This is a genomic window from Bacillus sp. NP157 (assembly GCA_018889975.1).
Classification (GTDB): Bacteria; Pseudomonadota; Gammaproteobacteria; order Xanthomonadales; family Rhodanobacteraceae; genus Luteibacter.
Genome location: CP076546.1, coordinates 2,104,016 through 2,130,708, shown reverse-complemented (window position 1 = coordinate 2,130,708; position 26,693 = coordinate 2,104,016). Strand labels below are relative to the sequence as shown.

The window sequence follows — 26,693 nt, the reverse complement described above, 5'->3', positions numbered from 1 at the left end:
TTTTTAATGAACCGCCGATCGTTCCGTGACCTCCACGGCATCCTCCTCCTCGACAAGCCGCTCGGCCTGAGCTCCAACCAGGCGCTGCAGACGGCGCGCCGCCTCGTGGGCGCGGCCAAGGGCGGCCACACCGGCAGCCTCGATCCGCTGGCAACCGGCCTGCTGCCGCTGTGTTTCGGCGAAGCCACCAAGATCGCCGGCTGGTTGCTCGGCTCGCGCAAGGCCTACGAGGCCGAGGTGAAACTCGGCGCGACCACGACCACGGCCGACCTCGAAGGCGAGATCGTCGAGGCCCGGCCCGTGCCGGCGCTGGACGATGCGCTCATCGAAGTGGCGCTCGCGCCGCTGCGCGGCCGCATCACCCAGGTGCCCCCGGCGTATTCCGCGATCAAGCAGGATGGCGTGCCGCTCTACGTGCGTGCCCGTCGCGGCGAGGCCGTCGATGTGCCGTCGCGCGAGGTCGACGTCTACCGGCTCGACGTGATCGAGCGGGCAGGGGACACCCTGCGCCTGCACGTCGAGTGCGGCTCGGGCACCTATGTGCGCAGCCTGGCCGTCGACCTGGGTGCGAACCTTGGCTGCGGCGCCCACCTGATCGGCCTGCGCCGGCTGTGGGTCGACCCGTTCCTGGCGCCGGCGATGGTCACCCTGGACGAACTGCGCAGCGCCGCCGAGGCGGGCCCCGACCAGCTCGAAGCGTGCCTGCTGCCGGTGGATGCCGGACTCTCGCATATTCCCCGGGTGGAACTCGACGGCGAGCAGACCCGGGTGCTCGGCTTCGGCCAACCCGTGCCGCTCGGTGCCGGGGCTGCGCCTGGCCGCTGCGGCGCGTGGGGGGCCGATGGCCGGCTGATGGCCCTGGCCGAGGTCGGCGAAGATGGTGTTCTGAAGGTTTTGCGTGGTTTCAACCTGCCGCCACCCTGACCGGGCTTGTTGCCGCTACGCGCAGGACGTTACAATTACGTGCTCGTTTACCAGCTTTCATTAAAGCGAGGCTTGCGCAACTTCACCGGTGGCCGTTGAGGTTGCGCAAGTCTCGCATCCGCTTTTTTAAGGAATCGATACACATGTCGCTTACCGTCGAACAGACCAGCCAGATCATCAAGGACTTCGGTCGCAAGGAAAACGACACCGGCTCGACCGAAGTCCAGGTCGCGCTGCTGTCCGCCAACATCACCGCGCTGCAGGATCACTTCCAGGCGCACAAGCAGGACCACCACTCGCGTCGCGGTCTGCTCAAGATGGTCAACAAGCGCAAGACGCTTCTGGCCTACCTGAAGAAGAGCGACTTCGCTCGCTACCAGACCCTGATCGAACGCCTCGGCCTGCGCCGCTAAATCACCGGAACAGGACGAGGAGAGATCGAAGTGGCGAAAGTAACCAAGTCATTCCAGTACGGTTCTCACGAAGTCACACTGGAGACGGGCGAAATCGCCCGGCAGGCCTCCGGTGCGGTCATGGTCAGCATGGGCGGCACGGTCGTCCTGGTGACGGTCGTCGCGGCCCCCAAGGCACGCGAAGGCCAGGACTTCTTCCCCCTCACGGTCGACTACATGGAGAAGTTCTACTCCGCTGGTCGCATCCCGGGTGGCTTCTTCAAGCGCGAAGGCCGTCCGACCGAGAAGGAGACGCTGACTTCGCGCCTCATCGATCGTCCGCTGCGTCCGCTGTTCCCGGAAGAGTTCCGCAACGAGATCCAGGTCATTGCCCAGGTCGTCTCGCTGAACCCGGAAGTCGACGGTGACATCCCGGCGCTGATCGGCGCTTCGGCTGCCATGTCGCTCGCCGGCGTGCCCTTCAAGGGCCCGATCGGTGCGGCACGCGTCGGCTATGCCAACGGCCAGTACATCCTCAACCCGACCGCGTCGCAGCTGAAGACCTCGGACCTCGACCTCGTCGTGGCCGGCACCTCCAGCGCCGTGATGATGGTTGAGTCGGAAGCGAAGCTGCTCAGCGAAGACGTCATGCTCGGTTCGGTGGTCTTCGGCCACCAGCAGATGCAGGTCGCGATCGACACGATCAACGCTTTCGTCGCCGAAGCCGGCGCGAAGACGTTCAAGTGGGAAGCCCCGGCTGCCAAGACCGCGCTTTACGACGCCGTCAAGGCTGCCGTCGGCAACCGCTTCAGCGAAGCCTTCCAGATCCGCGACAAGCTGGCCCGCCGCGACGTCATCAGCGCGCTCAAGAGCGACGTGAAGGCCGCCATCGCCGCCGACGCCGAAGCCAATGGCTGGACCGATGGCGACATCGGCAACGCCTTCGGCGAAGTCGAGTACCGCACCCTGCGCGACGGCGTGCTCAGCACGAAGGTCCGCATCGACGGTCGCCAGCTGGACGACGTCCGCCCGATCACCGTGCGCGTCGGCGTCCTGCCGCGTACCCACGGCTCGGCGCTGTTCACCCGCGGCGAAACCCAGGCGCTGGTCGTTGCCACGCTCGGCACCACCCGCGACTCGCAGATCATCGACGCGCCGGAAGGCGAGTGGAAGGACACGTTCCTGTTCCACTACAACTTCCCCCCGTTCTCGGTCGGCGAAACCGGTCGCGTCGGTAGCCCGAAGCGTCGCGAAGTCGGCCACGGCCGCCTCGCCAAGCGCGGCGTGCAGGCCGTCAAGCCGACGATCGAAGAGTTCCCGTACGTCGTCCGCGTCGTCTCGGAAATCACCGAGTCGAACGGTTCGTCGTCGATGGCTTCGGTCTGCGGCTCGTCGCTGGCCATGATGGACGCGGGCGTTCCGCTGAAGTCGCCGGTCGCCGGCATCGCCATGGGCCTGGTGAAGGAAGGCAACGACTTCGTCGTGCTCTCCGACATCCTGGGTGACGAAGACCACCTCGGCGACATGGACTTCAAGGTAGCCGGTACCGCCGATGGCGTCTCCGCGCTGCAGATGGACATCAAGGTCGACGGCATCACCGAAGAGATCATGCGTACGGCGCTGGCCCAGGCCAAGCGTGGCCGCCTGCACATCCTCGGCGAAATGGCCAAGGTAATGGACCAGCCGCGTTCGGAGATGAGCGAGTACGCCCCGCGCCTGCTCACCATCAAGATCCACCCGGACAAGATCCGCGAAGTCATCGGCAAGGGCGGCGCCACCATCCGCTCGATCACCGAAGAGACCGGCACCACCATCGACATCACGGACGACGGCAACGTCGTGATCGCCTCGGTCAACCGTGAAGCCGCCGAAGCCGCGCGCAAGCGCATCGAACAGATCGTTTCGGACGTCGAGCCGGGCCGCATCTACGAAGGCAAGGTCGCGAAGCTGATGGACTTCGGCGCGTTCGTCACCATCATGCCGGGCAAGGACGGCCTCGTGCACGTCTCGCAGATCTCCAGCGAGCGCGTCGAGAAGGTCTCCGACAAGCTGAAGGAAGGCGACATCGTCAAGGTCAAGGTCCTCGAAGTCGACAAGCAGGGCCGTATCCGCCTGTCGATGAAGGCCGTCACCGAAGAAGAAAACGCCGCGGGCTGATCATCGCCCCCGGTTGAATGAAAGGCCCGGCACGAAAGTGCCGGGCCTTTTCATTTGCGGGATCCGGTCAGACGGCGGTGAAACCGCCATCCAGGACCAGCTCCACGCCAGCGATGTACCGCCCCTGGTCCGACGCCAGGAACAACACCGCGTCGGCGATCTCCTCCGGCAACGCCAGCCGACCCATCGGCACCATCTGCGTCAGCGCGTCTTCCACGCCCGGCCGCTCGTCGAGCCACGTGCGCATCAGCTTCGTCTCGGTGCCGCTGGGCGCCACCACGTTCACCCGGATGCCGCGGTCCTTCAGGTCCGACGTCCAGCTGCGCGCGAACGAGCGCACCGCCGCCTTGCTCGCGTTGTAGAGCGACTGCCCGGCAAAGCCCTTGCTGCCGGCCACCGAGCCATTGAGGATCACAGAGCCGCCGGCCGAAAGCAGGGGCAGGGCCTTTTGCGCGGTGAAGAGCAGGCCGCGCACATTGACGCCGAAGACGTGGTCGAAGCCGGCCTCATCGATCTCGCCCAGTGGACGGGACTCGGACTCCGTCACCCCCGCGTTGGCGAAAACGACATCGAGCCGGCCGTGGTCGGCCCGGATGCGAGCGTAGAGGCGATCGAGGTCGGACAGGCTCGCGGCATCGCCCTGCACACCCACGGTGCCATGGCCGATGTCGGCGACCGCCTCGTCCAGCTTCTCCTGCCGCCGGCCCGTGATGTAGACCCGCGCGCCTTCCGCCGCGAAGGCCTTCGCCGTGGCCAGGCCGATGCCTTCGCTGCCGCCGGTGATGGCGACGATCTTGTTCTCGAATCGGTTGCTCATGGATGGTCCTTGTTAAAAGTGGAGGGTTGCTCCATTTACTATATGGAGGCACCATCCACTTTTCAACCGAGGTTGGCCGTGAGCCGTTCGACAACCCCCGCCAGTCCCCCCGTGGCCGCGCCGGCGATCTCGCCGGACGATGCGCCGCTGCGGGCGGACGCCGCACGCAATCGCGAGCGCATCCTCGAGGCCGCCGAGCAGGTGTTCCGCGAGCGCGGCGCGGACGCGTCGCTGGAGGAAATCGCCAAGCGTGCCAAGGTGGGCATCGGCACGCTTTACCGGCGCTTCCCCACGCGTGAGGCGCTTCTCGCGGCAAACAGCGACGACCGCCTGCTCGCCCTCGTGCGCGACAGCGAAGGGCGGGGCGGCACGCTATCGCCGGGTGACGCCGTGCGCGGGTTCGTGTCCGCACTGGTCGCGCACACCACGCATTACCGTGGCCTCGCCGCGTCGCTCGGCGCCGTGCTGCAGAGTGGCACGGCCGGTTGCCACGCCAGCCGCGCCGAAGGCGAGCGATTGCTGGCGGCGGCACAGCAGGCGCATGCCGTGCGCGCCGACGTATCGATGGACGACCTCGTCTGCATGGTCATGGCGATCTCGCTGGCGGTCGAGCAAGACGCTTCCGCCACGCCGCGCATCGACCATCGTGTCGGCCTGTTCCTCGACGGCATCTGCCCGCGTTGATCGCTGCTCCGTGACGGCGGTTGCTGGCGATGTAAACGTTTCGCTGGCACGCTCCAGCGTATCGCGGTGCCCCCCGCGCACCGCTTCGGAGATGGCATGCGCTTCCACGCCCTGATCGTCGGCATCTCGCTGGCCCTGTCGACCACGCTTTCCGCCGCGACACCCGTGACCGCCAGTGCGCCTTCCAATGCGCAGCTTGCATCGCCCGACATCGAGAAAAAAGTCGATGCGCTGCTTGCGCGCATGACCTTGCAGGAAAAGGTCGGCCAGCTATCGCAATACGCGGCAAGGGGTGGGTCTGCGCCGACGGATGCCGACGCCTTCGCACCCAACCCGGAAACGCGCACGCAGGTCGACACGATGGCGCTCGCCCGCAAGGGTGAACTCGGCTCCGTGCTCAATCTCGTCGGCGCGGCACGTACGCGTGCGTTCCAGGAAGCGGCGATGAAGAGCCGCCTCGGCATTCCGTTGCTGTTCGGTGCCGACATCATCCACGGCTACCACACGATCTATCCGATCCCGCTCGCGCTGGCCGCCACGTGGGATCCGCAGCTTGTCCAGGACCTGTCGCACATGGCCGCGCTGGAGGCGACCAGTGGCGGGGTGAAGTGGGTGTTCTCGCCCATGGTCGACGTGTCGCGCGACGCGCGCTGGGGCCGCTCGGCGGAAGGCGCGGGCGAAGACGCTTACCTTGGCGCGGCGATCGCGCGCGCGTATATCCGCGGCTACCAGGGCAACGACCTGGCCAACCCGGAAAACGTCGCGGCATCGGTGAAGCACTTTGCGGCCTATGGCGCGGCCGAAGCAGGCCGCGAGTACAACACCACCGACATGTCCGACGTGCGCCTGCGCCAGGTTTACCTGCCACCGTATCGCGCCGCCGTGCAAGCTGGCGCGGCAACGATGATGAGCGCGTTCAACGCGCTGAATGGCGTGCCCGCCACCGCCGATCCGTACCTGATGACCGACATCCTGCGCAAGGAATGGGGCTTCAACGGCTTCGTCGTCAGCGACTACACGGCGATCATGGAACTGACCCACCACGGCATCGCGCTGGACGCGGCCACGGCGACGCAGAGGGCGCTGCAGGCCGGCGTGGAAATGGACATGATGAGCCACTTCTACGATACGCAGATCCCGAAGCTGCTCGACGAGGGCAAGCTGTCGATGGCGACCGTGGATGAAGCGGTGCGTCGCGTGTTGCGAGTGAAATTCGCACTGGGCCTGTTCGAACACCCGTATGCGCGCGGGAAGGAATCGATGGCGCCCGACGCGGCCCACCACGCGCTGGCCCGCAAGGCGGCCGAGGAATCGTTCGTCTTGCTGAAGAACGGTGGGCAGGGCATGCCGGCCGCATTGCCGTTGGGCAAGCAGGTCCGCCACGTGGCGCTCATCGGTCCGCTGGCCGATGCCGCGAGCGAGATGCAGGGCCCGTGGGGCGGGGCACGCCAGTTCGACGATTTCACCACCGTGCGCGCAGGCCTTGCCGCGCGCCTGGCGAAGCAGGGCGGCGACCTGGTTTACGCGAAAGGCACCGAGATCGAATCCGACGCGGAAGACGGTTTCGCCGATGCCCTGAAAGCCGCGGCGCAGGCGGATGTCGTGGTCATGGCACTGGGTGAGGCCGCGCACATGAGCGGCGAGGCCGGTGCCCGCGCGCACCTGCGCCTGCCCGGCAACCAGCAGGTGCTGCTGCAACAGGTGGCGGCGACCGGGAAGCCGATCGTTCTCCTCGTGTTCTCGGGTCGTCCACTGGTGCTCCGCTGGGCCGACGAGCATGTCGCGTCGATCATGGCGGTCTGGTTCCCCGGCGCCGAGGCGGGCAACGCGATCGCCGACGTGCTATTCGGCGATGTCGCACCCAGCGGCAAGCTGACCATGAGCTTCCCCTACACCGAAGGCCAGCTGCCGCTGTACTACAACCAGTTCCCCACCGGGCGCCCGGCCGGCGACATCGATACGACGCAGGCGCCGGGGAAGGGCACCTCGTACGTGTCGCGCTACATCGATACGCCGAACCAGGCGCTCTATCCGTTCGGGCACGGCCTCACCTACACCACCTTCGCCTATTCGGGCGTACAGGTATCGCGCAAGCAGGTGCCACTGGCGGAAGCCAACCGCGCCGACGCCCGCGACCTCGTCGGCGTGACGGCAACGGTGACCAACACCGGCACGCGCGCGGCCACCGAGGTGGTCCAGCTCTACGTGCGCAACCTCGGTGCCAGCCTCACCCAGCCCGTGCGTAGCCTGCAGGGCTTCCAGCGGGTGGCGCTCAAGCCCGGCGAATCCCGCCAGGTGACGTTCCAGCTGGGCTTCCCCGAACTGTCGTTCTGGAACGCGAAGAGCGACGAGGTGGTCGAGCCGACCCGGTACACGGTGTGGGTGGGTGGTAGTTCCACGGCCGACCAGGCGGCGTCGTTCAGCATCACGCCCTGAGCGCGGGGCGCGGTGGGTGGCCCGGTGCCGTACCATACGCGCATGGCAGATAAACCGAACGATTTCATCGACCAGTACCAGGCCTTCGTCCGCCAGGGCGTCGAGACCTGGGCCCGGCAGTTCGATCCCGGCGCGGCACACGCCGAGGCGCCGTCGGCCGACATCGTCGGTCGGCTGTTCGCCGGCCTGGGTGGTTTCGGCGACTGGATGCGTGCCTTCACCAGCGGCGAGCCGCCGGCGTCACCGTTCGCCCACGGCACGCCACCGTTTGGCTACGGCCCGCCGTCCGGCGCACAGCCAGGGATGCCGCCGTTTGGTTATGGCCCGCCGCCCGGTGCGCAGCCGGGCATGCCGCCTTTCGGCTATGGTCCGCCGCCCGGCGCGACGCCCGGCAGCGAAGGTTTCGACGAGTGGGCGAAGGTCGCCCGCGAAGCCCTGTCGATGCCCGGCCTGGGCCTCAACCGTGAACAGCAGGAAGAACAGCAGGCGTTGCTGCGTGCGTGGATCGACTACGCGCAGCACTTCGGCCGCTACCACGCGCTTATGCAACGCGTGCAGGAGCGCGCCGGCGATACGCTGCGTGCGCAGGGCATGCCCGCCGACGCTGACAGCCTGCGTGCCGTCTACGATCGCTGGGTGAACCTGTCCGAAGAGAGCTACGCCGACGCGGCGATGTCGGACGAATTCCGCGAGGTGTATGCCGCGCTGGTGAATGCGCAGATGCACCTGAAGGTGTTGCAGCAGCGCCAGGTCGAGCGCCTCGCCGTGCAGGCCGGCTTGCCGACCCGCCGTGACGTCGACAGCCTCGGTGAACGCCTCCAGGCTGTCCGCCGCGAACTCCGCCACATGCAGGGCCTGGCCGCCGAAGTCGAAGCCCTCCGTGCCGAGGTCGCCACGCTGCGCAAGGCGAAGCCGGCGGCCAGGAAATCCAGGCGATGACCGCCAATCCCTTCCACATCGACCCCGAACGCGCACGCGAAGAGGTCGACGCCTTCCGCCGCAAGGTCGAAGCCGGCATGGAAACGCTGAAGAACGTCGGCCCGATCGAACTGGGCACGACGCCGCGCGAGACCGTCTACACGGAAGACAAGCTCACCCTCTGGCACTTCAAGGGCGAAACGAAGCCCACCGCGAAGGTGCCGCTGCTGATCTGCTACGCGCTGGTCAACACGCCGTGGATGGTCGACCTGCAGGAAGACCGCTCGATGGTGCGCAACCTGCTCGCGCAGGGCGAAGACGTGTATCTCATCGACTGGGGCTATCCCGACGGTGCCGACCGCTGGCTCACGCTGGAGGACTACATCGACGGTTACCTCGACCGCTGCGTCGATGTCGTCCGCAAGCGCCATGCGCTGGATGCGATCAACCTGCTCGGCATCTGCCAGGGCGGCGTGTTTTCGCTCTGCTATACGGCGCTGCACGGCGACAAGGTCAGGAACCTGGTGACCATGGTCACGCCGGTGGATTTCCACACGGCCGACAACATGCTCTCGCACTGGGCGCGCAACGTGGACATCGACCTGTTCGTCGACACGATCGGCAACGTGCCCGCGGACCTGATGAACTTCGCCTACCTCACGCTGAAACCGCTGCGGCTCAACCAGCAGAAGTACGTCGCGATGGTCGACATCCTCGACAACCCGAAGGAAGTCGAAAACTTCCTGCGCATGGAAAAGTGGATCTTCGATTCCCCCGACCAGGCCGGTGAAACCCTCCGCCAGTTCACCCGCGATTTCTTCCAGAAGAACCTGCTGATCCAGGGCAAGGCGACGATCGGCGAACACACCATCGACCTGGGCACGATCCGCCAGCCGGTGCTCAACATCTACGCTGAGCAGGATCATCTCGTCCCGCCCGCCGCATCCATCCCGCTGAAGGATGCGATCGGCAGCAAGGACTACACGGCGTTGCCGTTCCCGGGTGGCCACATCGGCATCTACGTGTCGGGCAGGGCGCAGAAGCTGGTCCCGCCCGCCATCCACGAGTGGCTAGCCAAACGATCCCTGTAGGAGCGCGCCCGCGCGCGATTGGGATTACCCGATGCCCGGATCGCGAGGGGTACCCGATGCCCCGATCGCGCGCAGGCGCGCTCCTACAGGGGTGGCGGGCCGTGCGATAATTGCGCGATGAATACGCCCACTTCCCACGACTCCATCCGTGCCGTCCAGTGGCTCGGCGACCGCCTCCACCTGCTCGACCAGCGCCGCCTGCCGGCGGAAGAAATCTGGTTCGATTGCGTGGACTCGGCGGACGTGACGCAGGCGATCCGCGACCTGGCCGTGCGCGGTGCGCCGGCCATCGGCATCGCCGCGGCGTGGGGCGTGGTTTTGGCGGCGCAGAAGGGTGAAAACCTGCCCGCCGCCATGGCCACGCTACGTGCGGCGCGGCCCACGGCGGTGAACCTGATGTGGGCGCTGGATCGCATGAAATCGCGGGTCGACGCGGGTGCCGATGCCGCGGCGCTGGAGCGCGAAGCCCAGGCGATCCAGGACGAGGACCTCGCCGCCAACCGCCACATGGGCGAGCTTGGCGCGGCGCTCATCGAAGCCGGGTCGCACGTGATGACCCACTGCAACACCGGCTCCCTTGCGACCGCCGGTTACGGCACGGCGCTGGGCGTGATCCGCGCCGGCGTGGAAGCCGGCCGCATCGAGCAGGTCTTCGCCGGTGAAACCCGCCCCTGGCAGCAGGGCGCGCGCCTCACCATGTGGGAACTCGTGCGCGACGGCATCCCCGCGAAGCTGATCGCCGATTCCGCCGCGTCGCACCTGATGAAGGACGGCAAGGTGAAGTGGGTGATCGTCGGCGCCGACCGCATCGCGGCCAATGGCGACACCGCCAACAAGATCGGTACCTACCAGCTGGCCATCGCGGCACGCCACCATGGGGTGAAGTTCATGGTCGTCGCGCCGTCCACCACGGTGGACATGGCGACCGCCAGCGGCGACGACATCGAGATCGAATTGCGCGACGCCACCGAGCTGCTTTCCATGAGCGGGACCCGCACCGTGATCGAGGGTGCGGAGGCCTGGAACCCCGTTTTCGACGTCACCCCGGCCGACCTGATCGACGCCATCGTGACCGAGCGCGGCGTGATCCTGAAGCCCGACGAAGAGCAGATGCGGATCATGTTTCCATGACCGCCAAATCCCCTTGCTAAACCATTGAATTTGCGGCTTTTTTAGCTGTCATTTCGACACCCGTTGTGTTACCATCGACGGGTTGAGCCGAGCGTGGCGCCCTTTGGGCGAAGGCCACGGTCGGCGGGGGCACTCATACGGACACCCAGGAAGCCGATTGATGGCAGAACTCGCCAAAGAAGTCATCCGCGTCAATATCGAAGACGAGATGCGCCAGAGCTATCTCGACTACGCGATGAGCGTCATTGTCGGGCGTGCCTTGCCCGATGTGCGCGACGGCCTCAAGCCGGTCCATCGACGCGTGCTGTTCGCCATGAACGAGCTCGGCAACTCGTGGAACAAGGCTTACAAGAAGTCGGCGCGCGTGGTCGGTGACGTGATCGGTAAATACCACCCGCACGGCGATGCATCCGTCTACGACGCGATCGTCCGCCTGGCGCAGCCGTTCTCGCTGCGCTACATGCTGGTCGACGGCCAGGGCAACTTCGGTTCGGTGGACGGCGACAACGCCGCGGCCATGCGATACACCGAAGTGCGCATGGCCAAGCTCACCCATGAGCTGCTTGCCGACATCGACAAGGAAACCGTCGATTTCGGGCCGAACTACGACGAAAGCGAAAGCGAGCCGCTGGTCCTGCCGACCCGCGTACCGAACCTGCTCGTCAACGGTTCGGCGGGCATCGCGGTCGGCATGGCCACCAACATCCCGCCGCACAACATGACCGAGGTCATCAACGCCACGCTGGCACTCATCGAAGAGCCGTCGCTCGGCGTCGATGAACTGATGACGCACATCCCGGGCCCCGATTTCCCGACCGCCGGCATCATCAACGGCTCCTCGGGCATCGTCGAGGCCTATCGCACGGGCCGTGGCCGCATCCTGGTCCGCGCGCGCACCGAGATCGAAACCGAGGCTAACGGCCGCGAGACGATCCTGGTGCACGAGCTGCCGTACCAGGTGAACAAGGCTCGCCTGATCGAAAAGATCGCCGAGCTGGTCAAGGAAAAGAAGATCGAGGGCATCAGCGAGCTGCGCGATGAGTCCGACAAGGACGGCATGCGCGTGGTCATCGAGATTCGCCGCGATGCCATGGCCGACGTGGTGCTGAACAACCTGTTCCAGCAGACCCAGTTGCAGGTCACCTTCGGCATCAACATGGTGGCCCTGCTCGACGGCCAGCCGAAGCTGCTGAACCTCAAGGAGATCCTTGAAGCGTTCATCCGCCACCGTCGCGAAGTCGTCACCCGCCGCACCATCTTCGAACTGCGCAAGGCGCGTTCGCGCGCGCACATCCTCGAAGGCCTCACGGTCGCGCTGGCCAACATCGACGAGATGATCGAGCTGATCCGCACCTCGTCGTCGTCGCAGGAAGCGCGCGAGCGCATGGTCGCCCGTCGCTGGGAGCCGGGCCTGGTCAAGGCCCTGTTGTCGGCCACCGGCGCCGACGCATCGCGTCCGGAAGACATGGATCCGCGCGACGGCCTGCGTGACGACGGTTACCAGCTGTCGGAAGTGCAGGCCAACGAGATCCTGCAGATGCGCCTGCATCGCCTGACCGGCCTGGAACAGGACAAGCTCAGCGACGAATACCGCGAGATCCTCGAGACCATCCGTGGCCTCATCGAGATCCTGGAAAACCCGGTCCGCCTGCTGGAAATCATCCGTGGCGAACTCGAGCAGATCCGTGCGGATTACGGCGACGCGCGTCGCACGGAAATCCAGCATTCGCAGGAAGACCTCAACGTCCTCGACCTGATCACGCCCGAAGACGTGGTGTTGACGCTGTCGCACACCGGCTACGTCAAGCGCCAGGCCGCGAGCCTGTATCGCGCGCAGAAGCGTGGCGGCAAGGGTCGTTCCGCATCGGCGCTGAAGGACGAAGACGTCGTGCAGCAGCTGTGGGTGGTCAACACCCACGACACGCTGCTGACGTTCACCAGCACCGGTCGCGTTTACTGGCTGAAGGTGTACCAGATGCCGGAAGCGGGCCCGGGTGCCCGCGGCAAGCCGATCGTGAACCTGCTGCCGCTGGGCGAGGGCGAAAAGGTCCAGGCCGTGCTGCCGATCCGCGATTACGACCCGGACTGCTTCGTGTTCTTCGCCACCCGCAAGGGCACGGTGAAGAAGACCCCGCTGACCGAGTTCGCCTTCCAGCTGCAGAAGGGCAAGGCCGCCATCAACCTCGACGAGGGCGATGCGCTGGTCGACGTGGCGATGACCGACGGCAACAGCGATGTATTGCTGTTCGCATCCAACGGCAAGGTCGTGCGCTTCGACGAGAACAAGGTCCGCTCCATGGGCCGTTCGGCAACGGGCGTGCGCGGCATGCTGCTGGCCGACGACACCACGGTGGTTTCGCTGATCGTGGCCCGCGGCGACGGTGACATCCTCACCGCCACCGCACGCGGCTTCGGCAAGCGCACCGAGCTGTCCGAGTTCCCGAAGAAGGGCCGTGGCACGCAGGGCGTCATCGGCATCCAGTGCTCCGAGCGCAACGGCAACCTCGTCGCGGCGACCCAGGTCACCGAGACCCAGCAGCTGATGCTGATCTCCGACCAGGGCACGCTGGTACGCACCCGCGTGTCGGAAGTCGCGCAGGTGGGTCGTAACACGCAGGGCGTCACGCTGATCAAGCTGCCCAAGGACGAAGTCCTCATTGGCATCGTCCGCCTCGAAGCCGAGGAAGAGATCGAAGGCGACATCGAGGGCGAACTGCCCAATGGCGACGTCGCCAGCGGCGAAGTCCCAGGCGGTGAAGCCGCCGCCGACCTCCCGCCGATCGAATCCGGTCCGGTAGACGGCGAATAAGCTCCACGAAAAACCCGCCTCACGGCGGGTTTTTTTTCACCACCTCGGCACATGCAAACAAGCCACCCAAAGCTGCCGTAGCAACTGTGTCCCGTCAGCCCATCGCAGCCAGCTCGTCCCGCATCCGGGCGTTGAGGATGACGATCAGCTTGTGCATGACGGCGATCAGGGCGACGCGCTTTAGCTTTCCGCGGGTCACCAGGCCCTCGTAATACGGCTTCAGGATCGGATCATGGCGACTCGCCGACAGGGCCGACATGTAGAGCATCGCCCGGGGCCTGGAGCGTCCGCCCCAGGTCGATTGCTTGCCACGGAAGACGCCACTGTCGCAGTTGATCGGCGCTACGCCGACGAGACTGGCGATTTGTTTACGACCGAGATGGCCCAGTTCGGGCAGGTCACAGATCATCGACGCGACCATGCCCGGCCCGACGCCTTTCATCGTGGCGGCAACCCTTGCTTGCGGCGTGTCCTTGATCAGCCGGCCGATCACCGCATCGATCCGGCGTAGCGCGTTTTCCAGGTAGTCGATGTGCGCCTCGAGATCCTCGCGCAGGGTCTTGTCGACGACCTGGCGGCGGCGCTGTTTTTCCGCCGTGAGATTCTGGACCAGATGATCGCGCCGGGCCTTGTACTGCTGCAGCGTGGCCATTTCTTCGCTCGGCGGCTGGAACGGCACCAGCTCCATCACGCTGGCCATGTGGGCCAGAACGCGGGCGTCGATCCGGTCCGTCTTGGCCAGTTGGCTCTTGGAGCGGGCGAAATAGCGGACCAGGCGCGGGTTGATCCGGCGCACTGGCAGGCCGGCGGCGTGCAGCGCCGCGAGGGCGCTTTTCTCGTATCCACCCGTCGCTTCCAATACGACCTGGGCCGGATGGTGGGGCGCCAACCACGCCGCCAGGGCTTCCCAGCCGGCAGCCCCGTTGGCGAATCGTTGGGTCTCGCGGTGGTTGAACACCGCCACGTCCAGATGGGCCTTGCTGACGTCCACACCTGCACCGATGCCGATCATGCCAATCATGGCGATCTCCGCTAGCCTAGGAGTGTCGAGAGCCCTTCTCGCGTAGCCCAGCCTTATTTCCGAGCGCTTACTCGGGCAACTGTTCGGGCGTCTAGCGAAAAGATCCGGCGTGGCGACCCTGCTACGACACGATCGTGCAGATCCGGGAGCGTAACGGTCGACCACGCCGGCTCTCGGCACCTACTTTGGACCGATCGGGACAAATAAGGAGCGCGCCCGCGCGCGATAGCCAGCTCACGACACACCCCCCACCAGTTCCCCGCCCACATTCCCACCCACATCCCCACCCAGCTCCCCAACCAAATCCCCACCCAAGTCGCCGCTCACGTCACCACCCAACCCCCCGATCAAATACGCCACGTCATAAACCACCTCTCCCTCGCGCACCGGCGGCGGCTCCCGCCAGAACATCGTCCGCACCGACTCCCAGCGACTGAGGTCGGCACCCACGAGCACGTTCGCATCGCCGCGCACCGTGCCGCCGTTGCCGTCGAACACGGCCGGGACCGGCAGGGCGGAACGCTCCTGGGTCGCGAAACGGATCGGTCCCGTCGACGCCGAGCGTGCAACGTGGATCGGCGACATGAGCCGGAAGGTCGGCTTGCCGTAAGTCGCGACGACGCGTTCGAACGCGGGCGACTGCAGGAACGCGCGCATCGATGCGTCGTCGTCCCACAGGTAGATCGGCGCGTAGCGCGCCGGCACGGAGGCGACGAGGAACGCCTTCATCCGCAACCCCGGCATTCCCTCGAACGACGGGGCGATACGGCGCGCCCGCGCCCTCACGGCGTCGGGATCGACGGTGGGTTCGAGATCGAAGCTGTACTGCATGGCGATCATGGCTCTGGACCTGCATCAGGGGATGCATGCATGCTGGTAGCGCCGCCGCCGCGTTAAAAGCGACGTTTTCCAAACCCACGCGTGAGCCACGCTTAAGCATGATCCTCGACCTTGCCACGCTGCGTACCCTGGTCACCGCCGTGGACCTCGGCGGATTCGGCCGTGCGGCGGAGAAACTGCACCTGTCGCCGTCCGCGGTGAGCCTGCAGCTGCGTGCCCTGGAAGACCGGCTCGGCACGGCGATCTTCCAGCGCGTCGGTCGGAAACAGGAACTCACCGACGCGGGCGAGCGCTTGCTCGGCTACGCGCGCCACATGCTCGAACTGAATGCCGGTGCCGTGGATGCGGTGCGTGGCGTGCAGGTCGAGGGCAGGGTGCACGTGGGGGTGCCGCACGACTTCGCCGAAGCGTGGCTGCCTGGGACGCTTGCCGCGTTCGCGGCGGCGCATCCGGCGACGAGTCTCGAGCTCACGGTGGACCAGAGTGCGGCGCTGCTGCAGGGCGTGCGCGACGGTGGCGTCGACCTCGCGCTGGCCTTCGATAGCGATGGCGGCATGGCGGGAAGCTTGCTGGGCGCGTTCCCCGTGTACTGGTTCGCGGCCGACGGCGTGCCCGGGGTCGCCGATGGCCCGCTACCCTTGCTGACGCTGGAAGCGCCCTGCGTGTTCCGGCGCCGCATGATCGCCGCGCTCGACGCCGCGCACATCCCCTGGCGGATCGCCGTGACCGCACGCAGCGTATCCGCCCTGTGGACCGCGGCACGCGCGGGGCTGGGCTGGGTGGCGCGGCCGGCGATCTATGCGCCGGCCGGCCTGCGCCGCATCGACGCGGGCGATGGCCTGCCCGCGCTGGGTGATGCGTCGGTGTTCCTGGTCCGTGGCGAGCGGGCCAACCCGGCCGCCGACGTGCTGGCCGGGTTGCTGGGTAACGGCGTGGCGGCGACGGCGGGCTAGCCCGCCACGCGGCCCGTCAGGCGTCGATCGCTTCCAGCATCGCCTCGGCGGACGACACGCGGAACTCGCCCGGGGCCTCGATGTTCAGGACCTTGACGACGCCGTCTTCCAGGTACATCGCAAAGCGCTTGGCGCGGATGCCCATGCCGTTCTTGGTGCCATCCAGTTCGAGACCGAGCGCCTTGGTGAAGGCGGCATTGCCGTCGGCCAGCAGGTGCAGGTGGGCGGGGATACCGCGCTCCTTGCCCCAGGCGTCCATGACGAAGGCATCGTTGACCGAGACGCAGAACACCTTCACGCCGCGCTGCTCGAACTCATCCATGTGCTGGATATAGCCCGGCAGGTGCTTGTTGGAGCAGGTCGGGGTGAAGGCACCCGGCACGGCAAACAGCACCACCTTGCCGGAACCCATCAGGTCCAGGGTGGAGGCGGTCTGGATACCGTCCTCGAAGTAAGTGACGGTGGATTCAGGGATACGGTCGCCGACAGCAATGGTCATGAAGCGCGCCTCGTTGAAAGATTCCCCAAGTGTAAATGTAGGAGCGCGCCCGCGCGCGAAAAGCCAATGAAACGACAAGGCAGCCCGTCTCAATTGACCCCGTCCCCATAGGCCGTTGCCCATAGGCCCCTTGAATCGCGCCCAGCCGCTCATATGTTTGATCCCAGACGGCCACCGGGCCGGAAAACCTTATTGGAGTCAAACAGATGAACCAGCTTCGTCATGTGGCGTTTCGCCGTGCGCCGGTGTCCGGCCATGAACTGCGTAATGTGTTCGATCACTTCTTCGGCAGCGAGATCGCCGCGCCGACCGCCCCCGCCGAGTCTGGCTGGGCGCCGCGCGTGGACATCCGTGAAGAGGCCGGCCGCTTCCTGATCCTGGCCGACCTGCCGGGCGTCGACCTGGCCGCCATCGAGATCCAGATGGAAAAGAACGTGCTCAGCCTCAAGGGTGAGCGCAAGGCATTTGCCAGCGAGACCGAAGGCACGTTCTCACGCGTCGAGCGCGTGGCGGGCGGGTTCAAGCGCAGTTTCACGCTGCCGGAAAGCGCCGACGCCGAGGGCATCACGGCCTCGGGTGCCAACGGCGTGCTCGAAATCGCCATCCCGAAGAAGGCGCAGAGCGCGCCGCGGCGTATTGTGGTTAACGCCGCGGGCTAATTCGCTCTAAGCTTGTAAGCCTGGCCCGCGGTGGACATGGTCCACCGCGGGCATTTCGTTTTTGGTTGTCGACACAAGCCCGGGAGAGCCTGTGGAGTTCAAGGATTACTACGAGATTCTCGGGGTCAAGCCCGAAGCCACCGACGCCGAGATCAAGGCGGCGTATCGCAAGCTTGCGCGCAAGTACCACCCGGACAAGAACAAGGACGCAGGGGCCGAGGACAAGTTCAAGGCCGTCAACGAGGCCAATGAGGCCCTGAAGGATCCGGAGAAGCGCCGCCAGTACGACCAGTTCCGTGCCGGCGGGTACCGCCAGGGCGAGCAGTTCCGGCCGCCGCCGGGCTGGGGGCAGGGCGGCGGAGGCGGCGGTGGGTTCGACTTCGGCGACATGGGTGGCCGCGGCACGGGCGACTTCTCCGATTTCTTCGAGAGCCTGTTCGGCGGCGGCGCTGGTGGCCGTCGTTCGCAGCAGACGCAGGCGCGGCGCGGCCGCGACATCAACGCCAGGATCGAGACCGACCTGCAGACCGCTTTCAACGGTGGAAAGACCCGGGTCGTGCTGAACGATGCCTCCGGCGGAGAACGCGTCCTCGAGGTCAAGATCCCGGCCGGGATCGCCAGTGGGCAGACCATTCGCCTCGGTGGCCAGGGCCATCCGGGATCGGGCGGTGGGCCCTCGGGTGACCTGCTGCTGGAAATCACCCTGCGCGACGACTCGCGTTTCCGCCTGGAAGGCCGCACGGTGACGCACACCCTGGCGATTTCGCCGTGGGAAGCCGCGCTGGGCGCCACGGTAGCCGTGCCGACGCTGGGTGGGCACGTCGACCTGCGCATCCCCGCGGGCTCGCAGTCGGGGCGTAAGCTGCGCCTGAAGGGCCGTGGCCTGCCGGGCAGTGAGCCGGGCGATCAGATCGTCGTGCTGGAAATCCGCGTGCCGGTGCCGGAGACGCACGAGGAGCAGGCCGCCTATGCGGAGTTCAAGGATGCCTTCAAGGATTTCGACCCGCGCCGCTGAAGGCCGAACGCCACGCCATGCCATGTAGGAGCGCGCCTGCGCGCGATGGGGTTGAGGAAAACTCCATCGTGGGCAGGCGCGTTTTTTTGGGCAGGCGCTTTTTTGAGCAGGCGCGTTTTTGAGCAGGCGCGCTTTTGTGAGCAGGCGCTTTTTTGTGAACAGGCGCGTTTTTAAGAGCAGGCGCGTGTTTATATTTGGGGATTTATCGCAAACCCCATCGCGCGCAGGCGCGCTCCTACAACACGGAGCCAGGGGGTGTTCAGGCGGGGAGGTGGGTCTTTAAGGCCTTGACCAGTTCTTCTTCCTTGATCGGCTTGACCACGTAGTCCTTCGCGCCCTGGCGCAGGCCCCACACCTTGTCGGTGTCCTGGTCTTTCGTGGTCACCAGGATGATCGGGATGTGCTTGGTGGTTTCTTCCTTGCTGATGGTGCGGGTGGCCTGGAACCCGTTGAGGTTCGGCATCACCACGTCCATGAGGATGAGGTCGGGAAGTTCGCGCTTGGCGGCTTCCACGCCGGCGGCGCCGTCTTCCGCCGTGATGGCCTCATGGCCCAGCTTCTCGACGATACGCTTGATGCCCAGGAGCTGCGACGGCGAGTCGTCGACGATCAGGATACGAGCCATTAACTTTCCCCCGGGCCATGCCCGATTGTGTTCCTTTGATGCGACCACCGTCCGGGCGGTCGCCTAAATTCGGCAGCGACGGCAAACCGTCGCGCGTTGCGCCTTTGGCGATGGCCCATTCTACCGGCCTAACGCGTTGTATCAATGGTAGAAGGCACGAAACCTGCCGTTGCAGGCACTTAGCCGCCGATTCGCACCACGGTGCGGCCGAAGGAACCACCGGAAAGCATCGTCTCGAACACGCTGGCGACGTCGCCGAGGGCCACTTCCCGGGTGCAGACCTCCTCGAGGTGGCGCGGCTTCCACGCGCCGCCCAGCCGATGCCAGACCTCGTCGCGGATGTCCCGCGCCGTGCCAGCCGAGGCCACGCCCAGCACGCTCACGCCACGGATGATGAAGGGCATCACCGTGGTCGGGAGCTCCGGGCTGCCGGCGAGACCGCAGATCGCGGCATTGCCGTAGGGTGCGATCAGGGGCAGGAAACCGGCGAGCATGGTGCCGCCGACGTTGTCGAGCATGCCGCCGTATTTCGCCGAATCCATCGGCTTGCCACTGAAGGCGAGCTGGTGACGGTCGATGCACTGGCTGGCGCCGATCGTGCGCAGGAAGTCAAAATGCTCGGGTTTGCCGCTGACGGCGTGCACTTCGAAACCCGCCTTCGAGAAGATGTCCACGCCGAGCATGCCGACGCCGCCGGTGGCACCGGTAATCGCGATCGGGCCCATATCCGGGCGCTGGCGATTGTCGAGCATGCGCAGCAGGGCCAGGGCGGCGGTGAAGCCGGCGGTCCCGAGCACCATCGCTTCGCGCGTGGTCAAGGCGGCGGGCAGCGGAATGGTGACGCTGCCGGGCAGGCGGACGTATTCGGCATAGCCGCCATCGCGGGTCTCCGACAGGCCACTTCCGGTGGCCAGCACCTTGTCGCCCTCGCGGAACGAGGGATCCGTCGATGCCACCACGGTGCCGGCGACGTCGATCCCGCCGTTGAGCGGGTACTGGCGGAGGATCTTGCCCTTGCCGGTGCCGGCCAGGGCGTCCTTGTAGTTGACCGACGACCATTCGGCCTTGACCAGGATCTCGCCCGGGGACAGGGCGTCAATGTCCATCGTTTCGACGGCGCCGCGATAGCCGCTGGCGTCGTTGTTGATGCGGAAAGCTTTCAGCTGCGTCATGGATCTCTCCTTTACACGGATTCCTTCGTGATCCACTTCGGGGTGTAGGTGGACTCGTAGGTCTTCATCCAGTCGAACAGTGCATCGATGCTTTCGCCGAACCAGACCTGTTCGCGCTGGACCTGCTTGACGAAGCCTTCGGCCACCATGTGGTCCATGCTTGCCGACAGGCCGCTGTAGAAGCCGAGCACGTTGAGGAAACCACACGGATAGGTGTGCAGGCCAAGCTGCGCCCAGGTCAGCATCTCGAACATTTCGTCCATGGTGCCGAAGCCACCGGGCAGGGCGACGAAGGCGTCGGACAGTTCGTACATGCGCGTCTTGCGCTGGTGCATGGTTTCGACGACGTGCAGCTCGGAGAGGCCGGTGTGGGCGACTTCCTTCTCGACAAGCTGGCGTGGGATGACGCCGATGACGCGACCACCCGCGGCGATCACCGCGTCGGCAACGGTGCCCATGAGGCCGACCTTGCCGCCGCCGTAGACGAGGGCGATGTTTTCCTTCGCCAGGCGGGTGCCGAACGCCGTGGCGGCTTCGGTGTACTCGGGCCGCGAACCGCTGCTGGAGCCGCAGTAGACGCAGAGGGCCTTGATGTCGCGCATGATGCCAATCCTTCTCGATGTGTTTGTAGGAGCGCGCCTGCGCGCGATCGGATCTGGTCCGATGCTACGGATCCGATTCCATTGCACGGATCTGGTCCGATGGAAAAGGCTCTGTGTAGCGGGGCCTGGGCCGGGACCTGGGCCGGGACCTGGGCGTATGCGCGAAAAGATGTCGCGCGCAGGCGCGCTCCTACAAAAACACCGGTTGCTGGAAACGAAAAAGCCCGCCCATGCTACTCGCACGGGCGGGCTCTTTCACGCAGGCTTAGTTGCCCTTGTGGATGGCGCGCTTGTCGACCGACAGGGCGGCTTCGTGCACGACTTCCGACAGGGCCGGGTGGGCGTGGACGATGCGGGCGAGGTCTTCCGACGAGCCCTTGAACTCCATCGCCACGACGCACTCGTGGATCAGCTCGGAGACGACCGGGCCGACCATGTGCACGCCGAGGATCCGGTCGGTTTCGGCGTGGGCGATCATCTTCACCTGGCCGATGCCTTCGTTCATCGCCACGGCACGGCCGTTGGCGGCGAACGGGAAGGCGCCCGTCTTGTAGGGGATGCCTTCTTCCTTCAGCTGCTCTTCGGTCTTGCCGACCCAGGCGATTTCCGGCTCGGTGTAGATGACCCACGGCACGGTGTCGAGGTTGACGTGGCCCGGCTTGCCGGCGATCAGCTCGGCCACCATGACGCCTTCCTCGGAACCCTTGTGCGCAAGCATCGGGCCGCGCACGGCGTCGCCGATGGCCCACACGCCGTCCACGCCGGTGTGGTTATGCTCGTCGACCACGATGCGGCCACGCTCGTCCAGCTTCACGCCGGTGTCGTCGGCCAGCAGGCCGGCGGTGTAGGCGCGGCGGCCCACGGCGACCAGCAGCTTGTCGACGACCAGCGACTGCGCGGCACCGTCCTTGTCGGTGTAGCTGACATGGACTTCGTCGCCCTTCACTTCGGCGGCGGTGACCTTGGCGTTGACCTTGATGTCGAGGCCCTGCTTGGCGAACTCACGCGCGGCCATCTTGGCGATGTCCTGGTCAGCCACGGCGAGGAACTTCGGCAGTGCTTCGAGCACGGTGACTTCGGCGCCGAGGCGCTTCCACACGCTGCCCAGCTCCAGGCCGATGACGCCGGCGCCGATCACGCCCATGCGCTTGGGTACGTCGGTCAGGTCCAGCGCGCCGGCGTTGTCGATGATGTGCTTGCCGTCGAACTTCGCGAACGGCAGCTCGATGGGCACCGAGCCCGAGGCGAGGATGACGTTGGTCGCGGAGATCTTCGACACGGTGCCGTCGTTGCCGGTGACTTCGACTTCGTTGCCCTTGAGCAGCTTGCCCTTGCCGAAGAACGAGGTGACCTTGTTCGCCTTGAACAGCATGGTCACGCCGCCGGTGAACTGCTTGACGATCTTGTCCTTGCGGCCGATGAACGTGCCGATGTCGATCTTCGGGTTCTCGGCGGTGATGCCGTGATCCTTGAAGTTGTGCGTCAGGTTGTGGAACTGCTTGGACGAATCCAGCAGCGCCTTGGACGGGATGCAACCGACGTTGAGGCAGGTGCCGCCGAGGGCCGCCTTGCCGTCCTTGCCGACGAAGGCGTCGACCACGGCGGTCTTCAGGCCCAGCTGCGCGGCGCGGATCGCGGCCACATAGCCGGCGGGGCCCGCACCGATGACGATGACGTCGAACTTGTCGCTCATAGCTCTTGCTCCGGGTGATGCTGGCGGTAGTTGGCTACCGCCCGATATGGGGTCGGAACATGAAAACGGGAGCCTCTCGACTCCCGCCTTCACATCTGGCGTTTAACCGACCATCAGAGGCCGAGCAGCATCCGCTGCGGGTTTTCCAGCTGGTTCTTGATGTCGACCAGGAAGAGCACCGCGTCCTTGCCATCGATGATGCGATGGTCGTACGAGAGGGCGATGTACATCATCGGCGCGGCGATGACCTGGCCGTTCTCGACGATCGGGCGCTCCTTGATCGTGTGCATGCCGAGGATGGCGCTCTGCGGCGGGTTCACGATCGGGGTGGAGAGCAGCGAGCCGAAGGTGCCGCCGTTGGTGATGGTGAAGGTGCCGCCCTGGAGGTCGTCCAGGCCCAGCTTGCCGTCACGCGCCTTCTTGGCGTAGCCGATGATGCCCTTCTCGACGTCGGCGAACGACATGTCCTGCACGTCGCGCAGCACCGGGGTCACGAGGCCCTTCTCGGTCGACACGGCGATCGAGATGTCCTGGTAGCCGTGGTAGATGATGTCCGAACCGTCGACCGAGGCGTTGATCACCGGGTAGCGCTTGAGCGCTTCGGTGGCGGCCTTCACGAAGAAGCTCATGAAGCCCAGCTTCACGCCGTTGGCCTTCTCGAACTGCTCGCCCAGCGACTTGCGCAGCTTGACCACCTCGGCGAGGTTCACTTCGTTGAACGAGGTGAGCATCGCGATCGAGTTCTTCGACTGCATCAGGCGCTCGGCGATGCGGGTGCGGATGCGGGTCATCGGCACGCGCTCTTCCGGACGCGAACCCGGGGTCGGCTTCGCTGCCGGGGCCGCCGCGGCGGCGGCCGGGGCGCTGCCGCCCTTGCCGGCGTTGACCAGGTCTTCCTTGGTCACGCGGCCATCGCGGCCCGTGCCAGCGACCTTGGACGGGTCGATGTTGTCTTCCACGGCGACGCGGCGGCCGGCCGGCGAGAGCTCGTCCACGCCCTTCGGCGCGTCGGTCTTCTCAGCCTTAGGGGCTTCGGCGGCGGCCGGAGCCGGGGCAGCGGCGGCCGGGGCGGGCGCGGCAGCGGCGGCGCCTTCCTCGATCACGGCAATAACCTGGCTGCTGGTGACCGTCGAGCCTTCCTCGAACTTGATCTCCTTCAGCACGCCGTCGACCGGCGAGGGCACTTCGAGCACGACCTTGTCGGTTTCGAGATCCAGCAGGTTTTCGTCGCGCTTGACCGCGTCGCCGGCCTTCTTGTGCCAGGTGGCGATGAGCGCGTCGGAGACCGACTCGGGCAGGACCGGGACTTTGACTTCGATGGACATGCTTGCCTTACTCCGCTGCGTGATCGGTGCCGACAGGCGCGACGAGCGCTTGCTCGACAAGCGCTGCCTGTTCGGCGAGGTAGGTGTTGAGATGGCCCGGTGCCGGCGACGGCGAGCGCGAGCGTCCCGCATAGGACAGGCTCTGCTTCGGACCGATGCAGGCCTGCAGGTGGTGACGGATCTGGAACCATGCACCCTGGTTCATCGGCTCTTCCTGGCACCACACCACTTCCTTCGCGGAAGGGTACTTTTCCAGTTCGGCCGAGACTTCCGGACGCGGGAACGGATACAGCTGCTCGACGCGCACGATCGCCACGTCGGTGATGCCCTTCTTGTCGGCTTCCTCGAGCATGTCGTAGTAGACCTTGCCCGAGCACAGCACCACGCGCTTGACCTTCTTCGCCTGCAGGTCGCGGTGCTCGCCGATCACCAGCTGGAACTTGCCGTTGGCCAGCTCGTCCAGCGTGGACACGGCCAGCTTGTGGCGCAGCAGCGACTTCGGCGTCATCACGATCAGCGGCTTGCGCACCGGGCGCACCTGCTGGCGGCGGATCATGTGGAACGCCTGGGCCGGGGTGGTCGGCACGCAGACCTGCATGTTGTCCAGCGCGCACAGCTGCAGGAAGCGTTCGAGGCGGGCGGAGGAATGCTCCGGGCCTGCGCCTTCCTGGCCGTGCGGCAGCAGCAGGGTGAGGCCGCAGAGACGGTCCCACTTGGCTTCGCCCGAGCTGATGAACTGGTCGATCACGACCTGGGCGCCGTTGGCGAAGTCGCCGAACTGGCCTTCCCAGATGGTGAGCTGGTCGGGCGAGGTGGTGGCTTCACCGTACTCGAACGCCATGACGGCTTCTTCGGAGAGCAGCGAGTCGATGACGTCGACGCGGGCGTCTTCGCGCACCTTCGCCAGCGGCATGTAGGTGTCGTCGCTGTTCTGGTCGTGCAGCACCGCGTGACGGTGGAAGAACGTGCCGCGGCCGGCGTCCTGGCCGACGATGCGCAGGTCGTTGCCTTCGGCGATGAGCGTGCCGTAGGCGAGGTTTTCCGCGAAGCCCCAGTCACCCGGGAGCTCGCCCGAGGCCATCTTGCGACGGTCGTCGTAGATCTTGGCGACGCGGGCGTGCAGGGTGACGTTCGGCGGGATGGTGAGGATGGTGTCCAGCACCTTCGACATCACCTCGCGCGAGACGCCGGTCTTGACGTCCATCGACAGCGCGTTGCCGACGAAGCGGGTCCAGTCCACCGGGATGTCGCGGGTGGGGTTCGGCTCGATCGAGATCAGCGAGGCGCCCTTTTCGAGGCGGCCGCGGTAATCGTCGAGCATCTTCTGGCCGTCGTCCGCACCGATCGTGCTCGACTTCACCAGCGACTGTGCATACAGGTCGCGGGTGGTCGGGCGCTTGCGGATCACCTGGTACATCAGCGGCTGCGTCGCTGCCGGTTCGTCGGCCTCGTTGTGGCCGTGGCGGCGGTAGCAGACGAGGTCGATCACCACGTCCTTCTTGAACTGCTTGCGGAACTCGTAGGCCAGGCGGGTGACCTGGATCACGGCTTCCGGATCGTCGCCGTTCACGTGGAACACCGGCGCGTTGACCATCTTGGCCAGGTCGGTGCAGTACAGCGTGGAACGGGAATCTTCGCGCTTGGAGGTGGTGAAACCGACCTGGTTGTTGATCACCAGGTGCAGCGTGCCGCCGATGGCGAAGCCACGGGCCTGCGACATCTGCATCAGTTCCATGCCGACGCCCTGGCCGGCGAACGCGGCGTCGCCGTGGATGAGCACGGCCAGCGACTTCTCGCGCGCGGTGTCGCGGCGACGGCCCTGGCGGGCATGCACGGAGCCGGCGACCACCGGGTTGACGATTTCCAGGTGCGACGGGTTGAACGCCAGCGCGACATGCACGCCGCCGTTCGGGGTCTTTACGTCGGCCGAGAAGCCGAGGTGGTATTTCACGTCGCCCGTGTGCATCGGGCTGTCGTCGTGCTCGAACTTGCCTTCGAACTCGTTGAACAGCTGCGACGGGGCCTTGCCGAGGATGTTGACCAGCACGTTCAGGCGGCCGCGGTGGGCCATGCCGATGATGACTTCCTTGACGCCGTTGTCGCCGGCGGCACGGACCACGTCATCCATCATCGGGATGAGGCTGTCGCCACCTTCCAGCGAGAAGCGCTTCTGGCCGACGTACTTGGTGTGCAGGTAGCGCTCGAGGCCTTCGGCCGCGGTCAGTGCTTCGAGCACGCGCACCTTCTCGCTCTTTTCCAGCCCCGGCTTGCCGGCGGCCTTTTCAAGGCGCGAATAGATCCAGGAGCGCTGGTCGTAGTCGGAGATGTACATGAACTCGGCACCGACGGTGCCGGTGTAGATCGCCTTCAGCTTCGACCAGAGGTCGCGCAGCGTCATGCGCTGGCCACCGCCGGCGAAGGTGCCGCAATCGAATTCGGTGTTGAGGTCGGCGTCGGTCAGGCCGTGGAAGGCGAGGCCGAGGTCCGGCGCATCCACGTCGGGCGCGGTCAGGCCGAGCGGATCCAGCTGGGCGGCCAGGTGGCCACGCGAGCGGTAGGCCGTGAGCAGGCGGAGGACACCGGCCTGTTTCTGCGCATAGGCATTGTCAGCCGGAGCGGCGACGGTGGTCGTCCCACCCGCGCGGCGCTGTTTCTGCGCGGCTTCGATGCGGGCAATGGCGCCGGAATGGGCGATATCGCCGGCTTCGCGGCCCTTGAACGACTTGAAATAGGAATCCCATTCGGCCGGGACAGAGCCGGGATCGGCCAGCCAGGCTTCGTAGATCTGCTCTACGTAATCGGCGTTGCCGCCAGCGAGCTGGGAAGATTCGGAAAATTCGCGGATCAGGTTTGCGCTCACGTCACCACCGGCACACACGGAAAGGGCGGGCTGTCGCGGGTGGAGGGGAAGACGCGCCCGCGGCAAAGAA

At 66.1% G+C, this 26,693-nt stretch carries 22 protein-coding genes; 12 read left to right on the top strand and 10 right to left on the bottom strand.

Features of this window, described 5'->3' with window-relative positions:
* The first annotated feature begins 6 nt into the window (after positions 1–6).
* The 3 genes from truB (at position 7) to pnp (ending at position 3,473) form a co-directional block, all read left to right on the top strand.
* Positions 7–924 carry a tRNA pseudouridine(55) synthase TruB gene (gene truB, locus KPL74_09635; protein QWT22256.1) on the top strand — a complete coding sequence of 306 codons (918 nt, stop codon included), beginning with the start codon at positions 7–9 and terminating at the stop codon, positions 922–924.
* 143 nt (positions 925–1,067) lie between these two features.
* On the top strand, positions 1,068–1,337 hold the full coding sequence (gene rpsO / locus KPL74_09630; protein ID QWT22255.1) for a 30S ribosomal protein S15: 270 nt from the start codon (positions 1,068–1,070) through the stop codon (positions 1,335–1,337).
* A 30-nt stretch (positions 1,338–1,367) separates the two neighbouring features.
* Positions 1,368–3,473: a polyribonucleotide nucleotidyltransferase gene (gene pnp / locus KPL74_09625; protein QWT22254.1), complete on the top strand. Its 2,106-nt coding sequence runs from the start codon at positions 1,368–1,370 to the stop codon at positions 3,471–3,473.
* A 67-nt stretch (positions 3,474–3,540) separates the two neighbouring features.
* Here the strand turns inward: pnp and KPL74_09620 are convergent, their stop codons facing one another.
* Positions 3,541–4,290, bottom strand: coding sequence for a glucose 1-dehydrogenase (locus KPL74_09620; GenBank protein QWT22253.1), 750 nt, complete (start codon positions 4,288–4,290; stop codon positions 3,541–3,543).
* A gap of 78 nt (positions 4,291–4,368) precedes the next feature.
* Between KPL74_09620 and KPL74_09615 the strand changes: the two genes are divergently transcribed.
* The 6 genes from KPL74_09615 to gyrA all read left to right on the top strand — a co-directional run bounded on the left by KPL74_09615 (position 4,369) and on the right by gyrA (position 13,359).
* Positions 4,369–4,974, top strand: coding sequence for a TetR/AcrR family transcriptional regulator (locus KPL74_09615; GenBank protein QWT22252.1), 606 nt, complete (start codon positions 4,369–4,371; stop codon positions 4,972–4,974).
* Between the two features lie 96 nt (positions 4,975–5,070).
* Positions 5,071–7,410, top strand: a complete 2,340-nt coding sequence (bglX, locus tag KPL74_09610) for a beta-glucosidase BglX (GenBank protein ID QWT22251.1) — start codon at positions 5,071–5,073, stop codon at positions 7,408–7,410.
* Between the two features lie 42 nt (positions 7,411–7,452).
* Positions 7,453–8,349 carry a hypothetical protein gene (locus tag KPL74_09605; protein ID QWT22250.1) on the top strand — a complete coding sequence of 299 codons (897 nt, stop codon included), beginning with the start codon at positions 7,453–7,455 and terminating at the stop codon, positions 8,347–8,349.
* A complete protein-coding gene (gene phaC, locus KPL74_09600; GenBank protein ID QWT22249.1) occupies positions 8,346–9,419 on the top strand; it encodes a class III poly(R)-hydroxyalkanoic acid synthase subunit PhaC in 1,074 nt (357 codons plus the stop codon). The genes KPL74_09605 and phaC overlap by 4 nt, the downstream gene beginning before the upstream one ends.
* A gap of 144 nt (positions 9,420–9,563) precedes the next feature.
* On the top strand, positions 9,564–10,550 hold the full coding sequence (mtnA, locus tag KPL74_09595; GenBank protein QWT22597.1) for an S-methyl-5-thioribose-1-phosphate isomerase: 987 nt from the start codon (positions 9,564–9,566) through the stop codon (positions 10,548–10,550).
* Between the two features lie 160 nt (positions 10,551–10,710).
* Positions 10,711–13,359, top strand: a complete 2,649-nt coding sequence (gyrA, locus tag KPL74_09590; GenBank protein ID QWT22248.1) for a DNA gyrase subunit A — start codon at positions 10,711–10,713, stop codon at positions 13,357–13,359.
* Positions 13,360–13,453: 94 nt separating this feature from the next.
* Here gyrA and KPL74_09585 read toward each other — a convergent pair whose 3' ends face one another.
* Entirely contained in the window at positions 13,454–14,323 is an 870-nt protein-coding gene (locus tag KPL74_09585) for a transposase (protein QWT22247.1), read from the bottom strand.
* A gap of 291 nt (positions 14,324–14,614) precedes the next feature.
* Positions 14,615–15,220 carry a DUF4865 family protein gene (locus tag KPL74_09580; protein ID QWT22246.1) on the bottom strand — a complete coding sequence of 202 codons (606 nt, stop codon included), beginning with the start codon at positions 15,218–15,220 and terminating at the stop codon, positions 14,615–14,617.
* Between the two features lie 98 nt (positions 15,221–15,318).
* On the opposite strand from KPL74_09580, the gene KPL74_09575 reads away from it, so the two are divergent.
* Positions 15,319–16,173 carry a LysR family transcriptional regulator gene (locus KPL74_09575; GenBank protein ID QWT22245.1) on the top strand — a complete coding sequence of 285 codons (855 nt, stop codon included), beginning with the start codon at positions 15,319–15,321 and terminating at the stop codon, positions 16,171–16,173.
* 16 nt (positions 16,174–16,189) lie between these two features.
* Here the strand turns inward: KPL74_09575 and KPL74_09570 are convergent, their stop codons facing one another.
* On the bottom strand, positions 16,190–16,672 hold the full coding sequence (locus KPL74_09570; GenBank protein QWT22244.1) for a peroxiredoxin: 483 nt from the start codon (positions 16,670–16,672) through the stop codon (positions 16,190–16,192).
* A gap of 206 nt (positions 16,673–16,878) precedes the next feature.
* Between KPL74_09570 and KPL74_09565 the strand changes: the two genes are divergently transcribed.
* Both KPL74_09565 and KPL74_09560 read left to right on the top strand, forming a co-directional pair.
* Positions 16,879–17,331, top strand: a complete 453-nt coding sequence (locus KPL74_09565; GenBank protein ID QWT22243.1) for an Hsp20/alpha crystallin family protein — start codon at positions 16,879–16,881, stop codon at positions 17,329–17,331.
* Between the two features lie 91 nt (positions 17,332–17,422).
* Complete coding sequence (locus KPL74_09560; protein QWT22242.1) at positions 17,423–18,346, top strand: DnaJ domain-containing protein; 924 nt, start codon at positions 17,423–17,425, stop codon at positions 18,344–18,346.
* Positions 18,347–18,605: 259 nt separating this feature from the next.
* On the opposite strand, the gene pilH is transcribed toward KPL74_09560, so the two are convergent.
* From pilH to KPL74_09530, 6 genes are all read right to left on the bottom strand, one after another.
* A complete protein-coding gene (gene pilH / locus KPL74_09555; protein ID QWT22241.1) occupies positions 18,606–18,971 on the bottom strand; it encodes a twitching motility response regulator PilH in 366 nt (121 codons plus the stop codon).
* Between the two features lie 179 nt (positions 18,972–19,150).
* On the bottom strand, positions 19,151–20,143 hold the full coding sequence (locus KPL74_09550) for an acryloyl-CoA reductase (protein ID QWT22240.1): 993 nt from the start codon (positions 20,141–20,143) through the stop codon (positions 19,151–19,153).
* Between the two features lie 11 nt (positions 20,144–20,154).
* Positions 20,155–20,736: a TIGR00730 family Rossman fold protein gene (locus KPL74_09545; GenBank protein QWT22596.1), complete on the bottom strand. Its 582-nt coding sequence runs from the start codon at positions 20,734–20,736 to the stop codon at positions 20,155–20,157.
* Positions 20,737–21,010: 274 nt separating this feature from the next.
* Positions 21,011–22,438, bottom strand: coding sequence for a dihydrolipoyl dehydrogenase (gene lpdA / locus KPL74_09540; GenBank protein ID QWT22239.1), 1,428 nt, complete (start codon positions 22,436–22,438; stop codon positions 21,011–21,013).
* Positions 22,439–22,551: 113 nt separating this feature from the next.
* Positions 22,552–23,763 carry a 2-oxoglutarate dehydrogenase complex dihydrolipoyllysine-residue succinyltransferase gene (odhB, locus tag KPL74_09535; GenBank protein ID QWT22238.1) on the bottom strand — a complete coding sequence of 404 codons (1,212 nt, stop codon included), beginning with the start codon at positions 23,761–23,763 and terminating at the stop codon, positions 22,552–22,554.
* Between the two features lie 7 nt (positions 23,764–23,770).
* Positions 23,771–26,623 (bottom strand): 2-oxoglutarate dehydrogenase E1 component, encoded by a 2,853-nt coding sequence (locus KPL74_09530; GenBank protein QWT22237.1) that lies wholly within the window; start codon positions 26,621–26,623, stop codon positions 23,771–23,773.
* Positions 26,624–26,693 lie beyond the last annotated feature (70 nt).

Coding starts and splice junctions, on each gene's coding strand:
- truB (QWT22256.1), top strand. CDS start 7: ATGAACCGCCGATCGTTCCGTGACCTCCACGGCATCCTCCTCCTCGAC.
- rpsO (QWT22255.1), top strand. CDS start 1,068: ATGTCGCTTACCGTCGAACAGACCAGCCAGATCATCAAGGACTTCGGT.
- KPL74_09620 (QWT22253.1), bottom strand. CDS start 4,290: ATGAGCAACCGATTCGAGAACAAGATCGTCGCCATCACCGGCGGCAGC.
- bglX (QWT22251.1), top strand. CDS start 5,071: ATGCGCTTCCACGCCCTGATCGTCGGCATCTCGCTGGCCCTGTCGACC.
- KPL74_09605 (QWT22250.1), top strand. CDS start 7,453: ATGGCAGATAAACCGAACGATTTCATCGACCAGTACCAGGCCTTCGTC.
- phaC (QWT22249.1), top strand. CDS start 8,346: ATGACCGCCAATCCCTTCCACATCGACCCCGAACGCGCACGCGAAGAG.
- gyrA (QWT22248.1), top strand. CDS start 10,711: ATGGCAGAACTCGCCAAAGAAGTCATCCGCGTCAATATCGAAGACGAG.
- KPL74_09580 (QWT22246.1), bottom strand. CDS start 15,220: ATGATCGCCATGCAGTACAGCTTCGATCTCGAACCCACCGTCGATCCC.
- KPL74_09575 (QWT22245.1), top strand. CDS start 15,319: ATGATCCTCGACCTTGCCACGCTGCGTACCCTGGTCACCGCCGTGGAC.
- KPL74_09570 (QWT22244.1), bottom strand. CDS start 16,672: ATGACCATTGCTGTCGGCGACCGTATCCCTGAATCCACCGTCACTTAC.
- KPL74_09565 (QWT22243.1), top strand. CDS start 16,879: ATGAACCAGCTTCGTCATGTGGCGTTTCGCCGTGCGCCGGTGTCCGGC.
- pilH (QWT22241.1), bottom strand. CDS start 18,971: ATGGCTCGTATCCTGATCGTCGACGACTCGCCGTCGCAGCTCCTGGGC.
- KPL74_09550 (QWT22240.1), bottom strand. CDS start 20,143: ATGACGCAGCTGAAAGCTTTCCGCATCAACAACGACGCCAGCGGCTAT.
- lpdA (QWT22239.1), bottom strand. CDS start 22,438: ATGAGCGACAAGTTCGACGTCATCGTCATCGGTGCGGGCCCCGCCGGC.
- odhB (QWT22238.1), bottom strand. CDS start 23,763: ATGTCCATCGAAGTCAAAGTCCCGGTCCTGCCCGAGTCGGTCTCCGAC.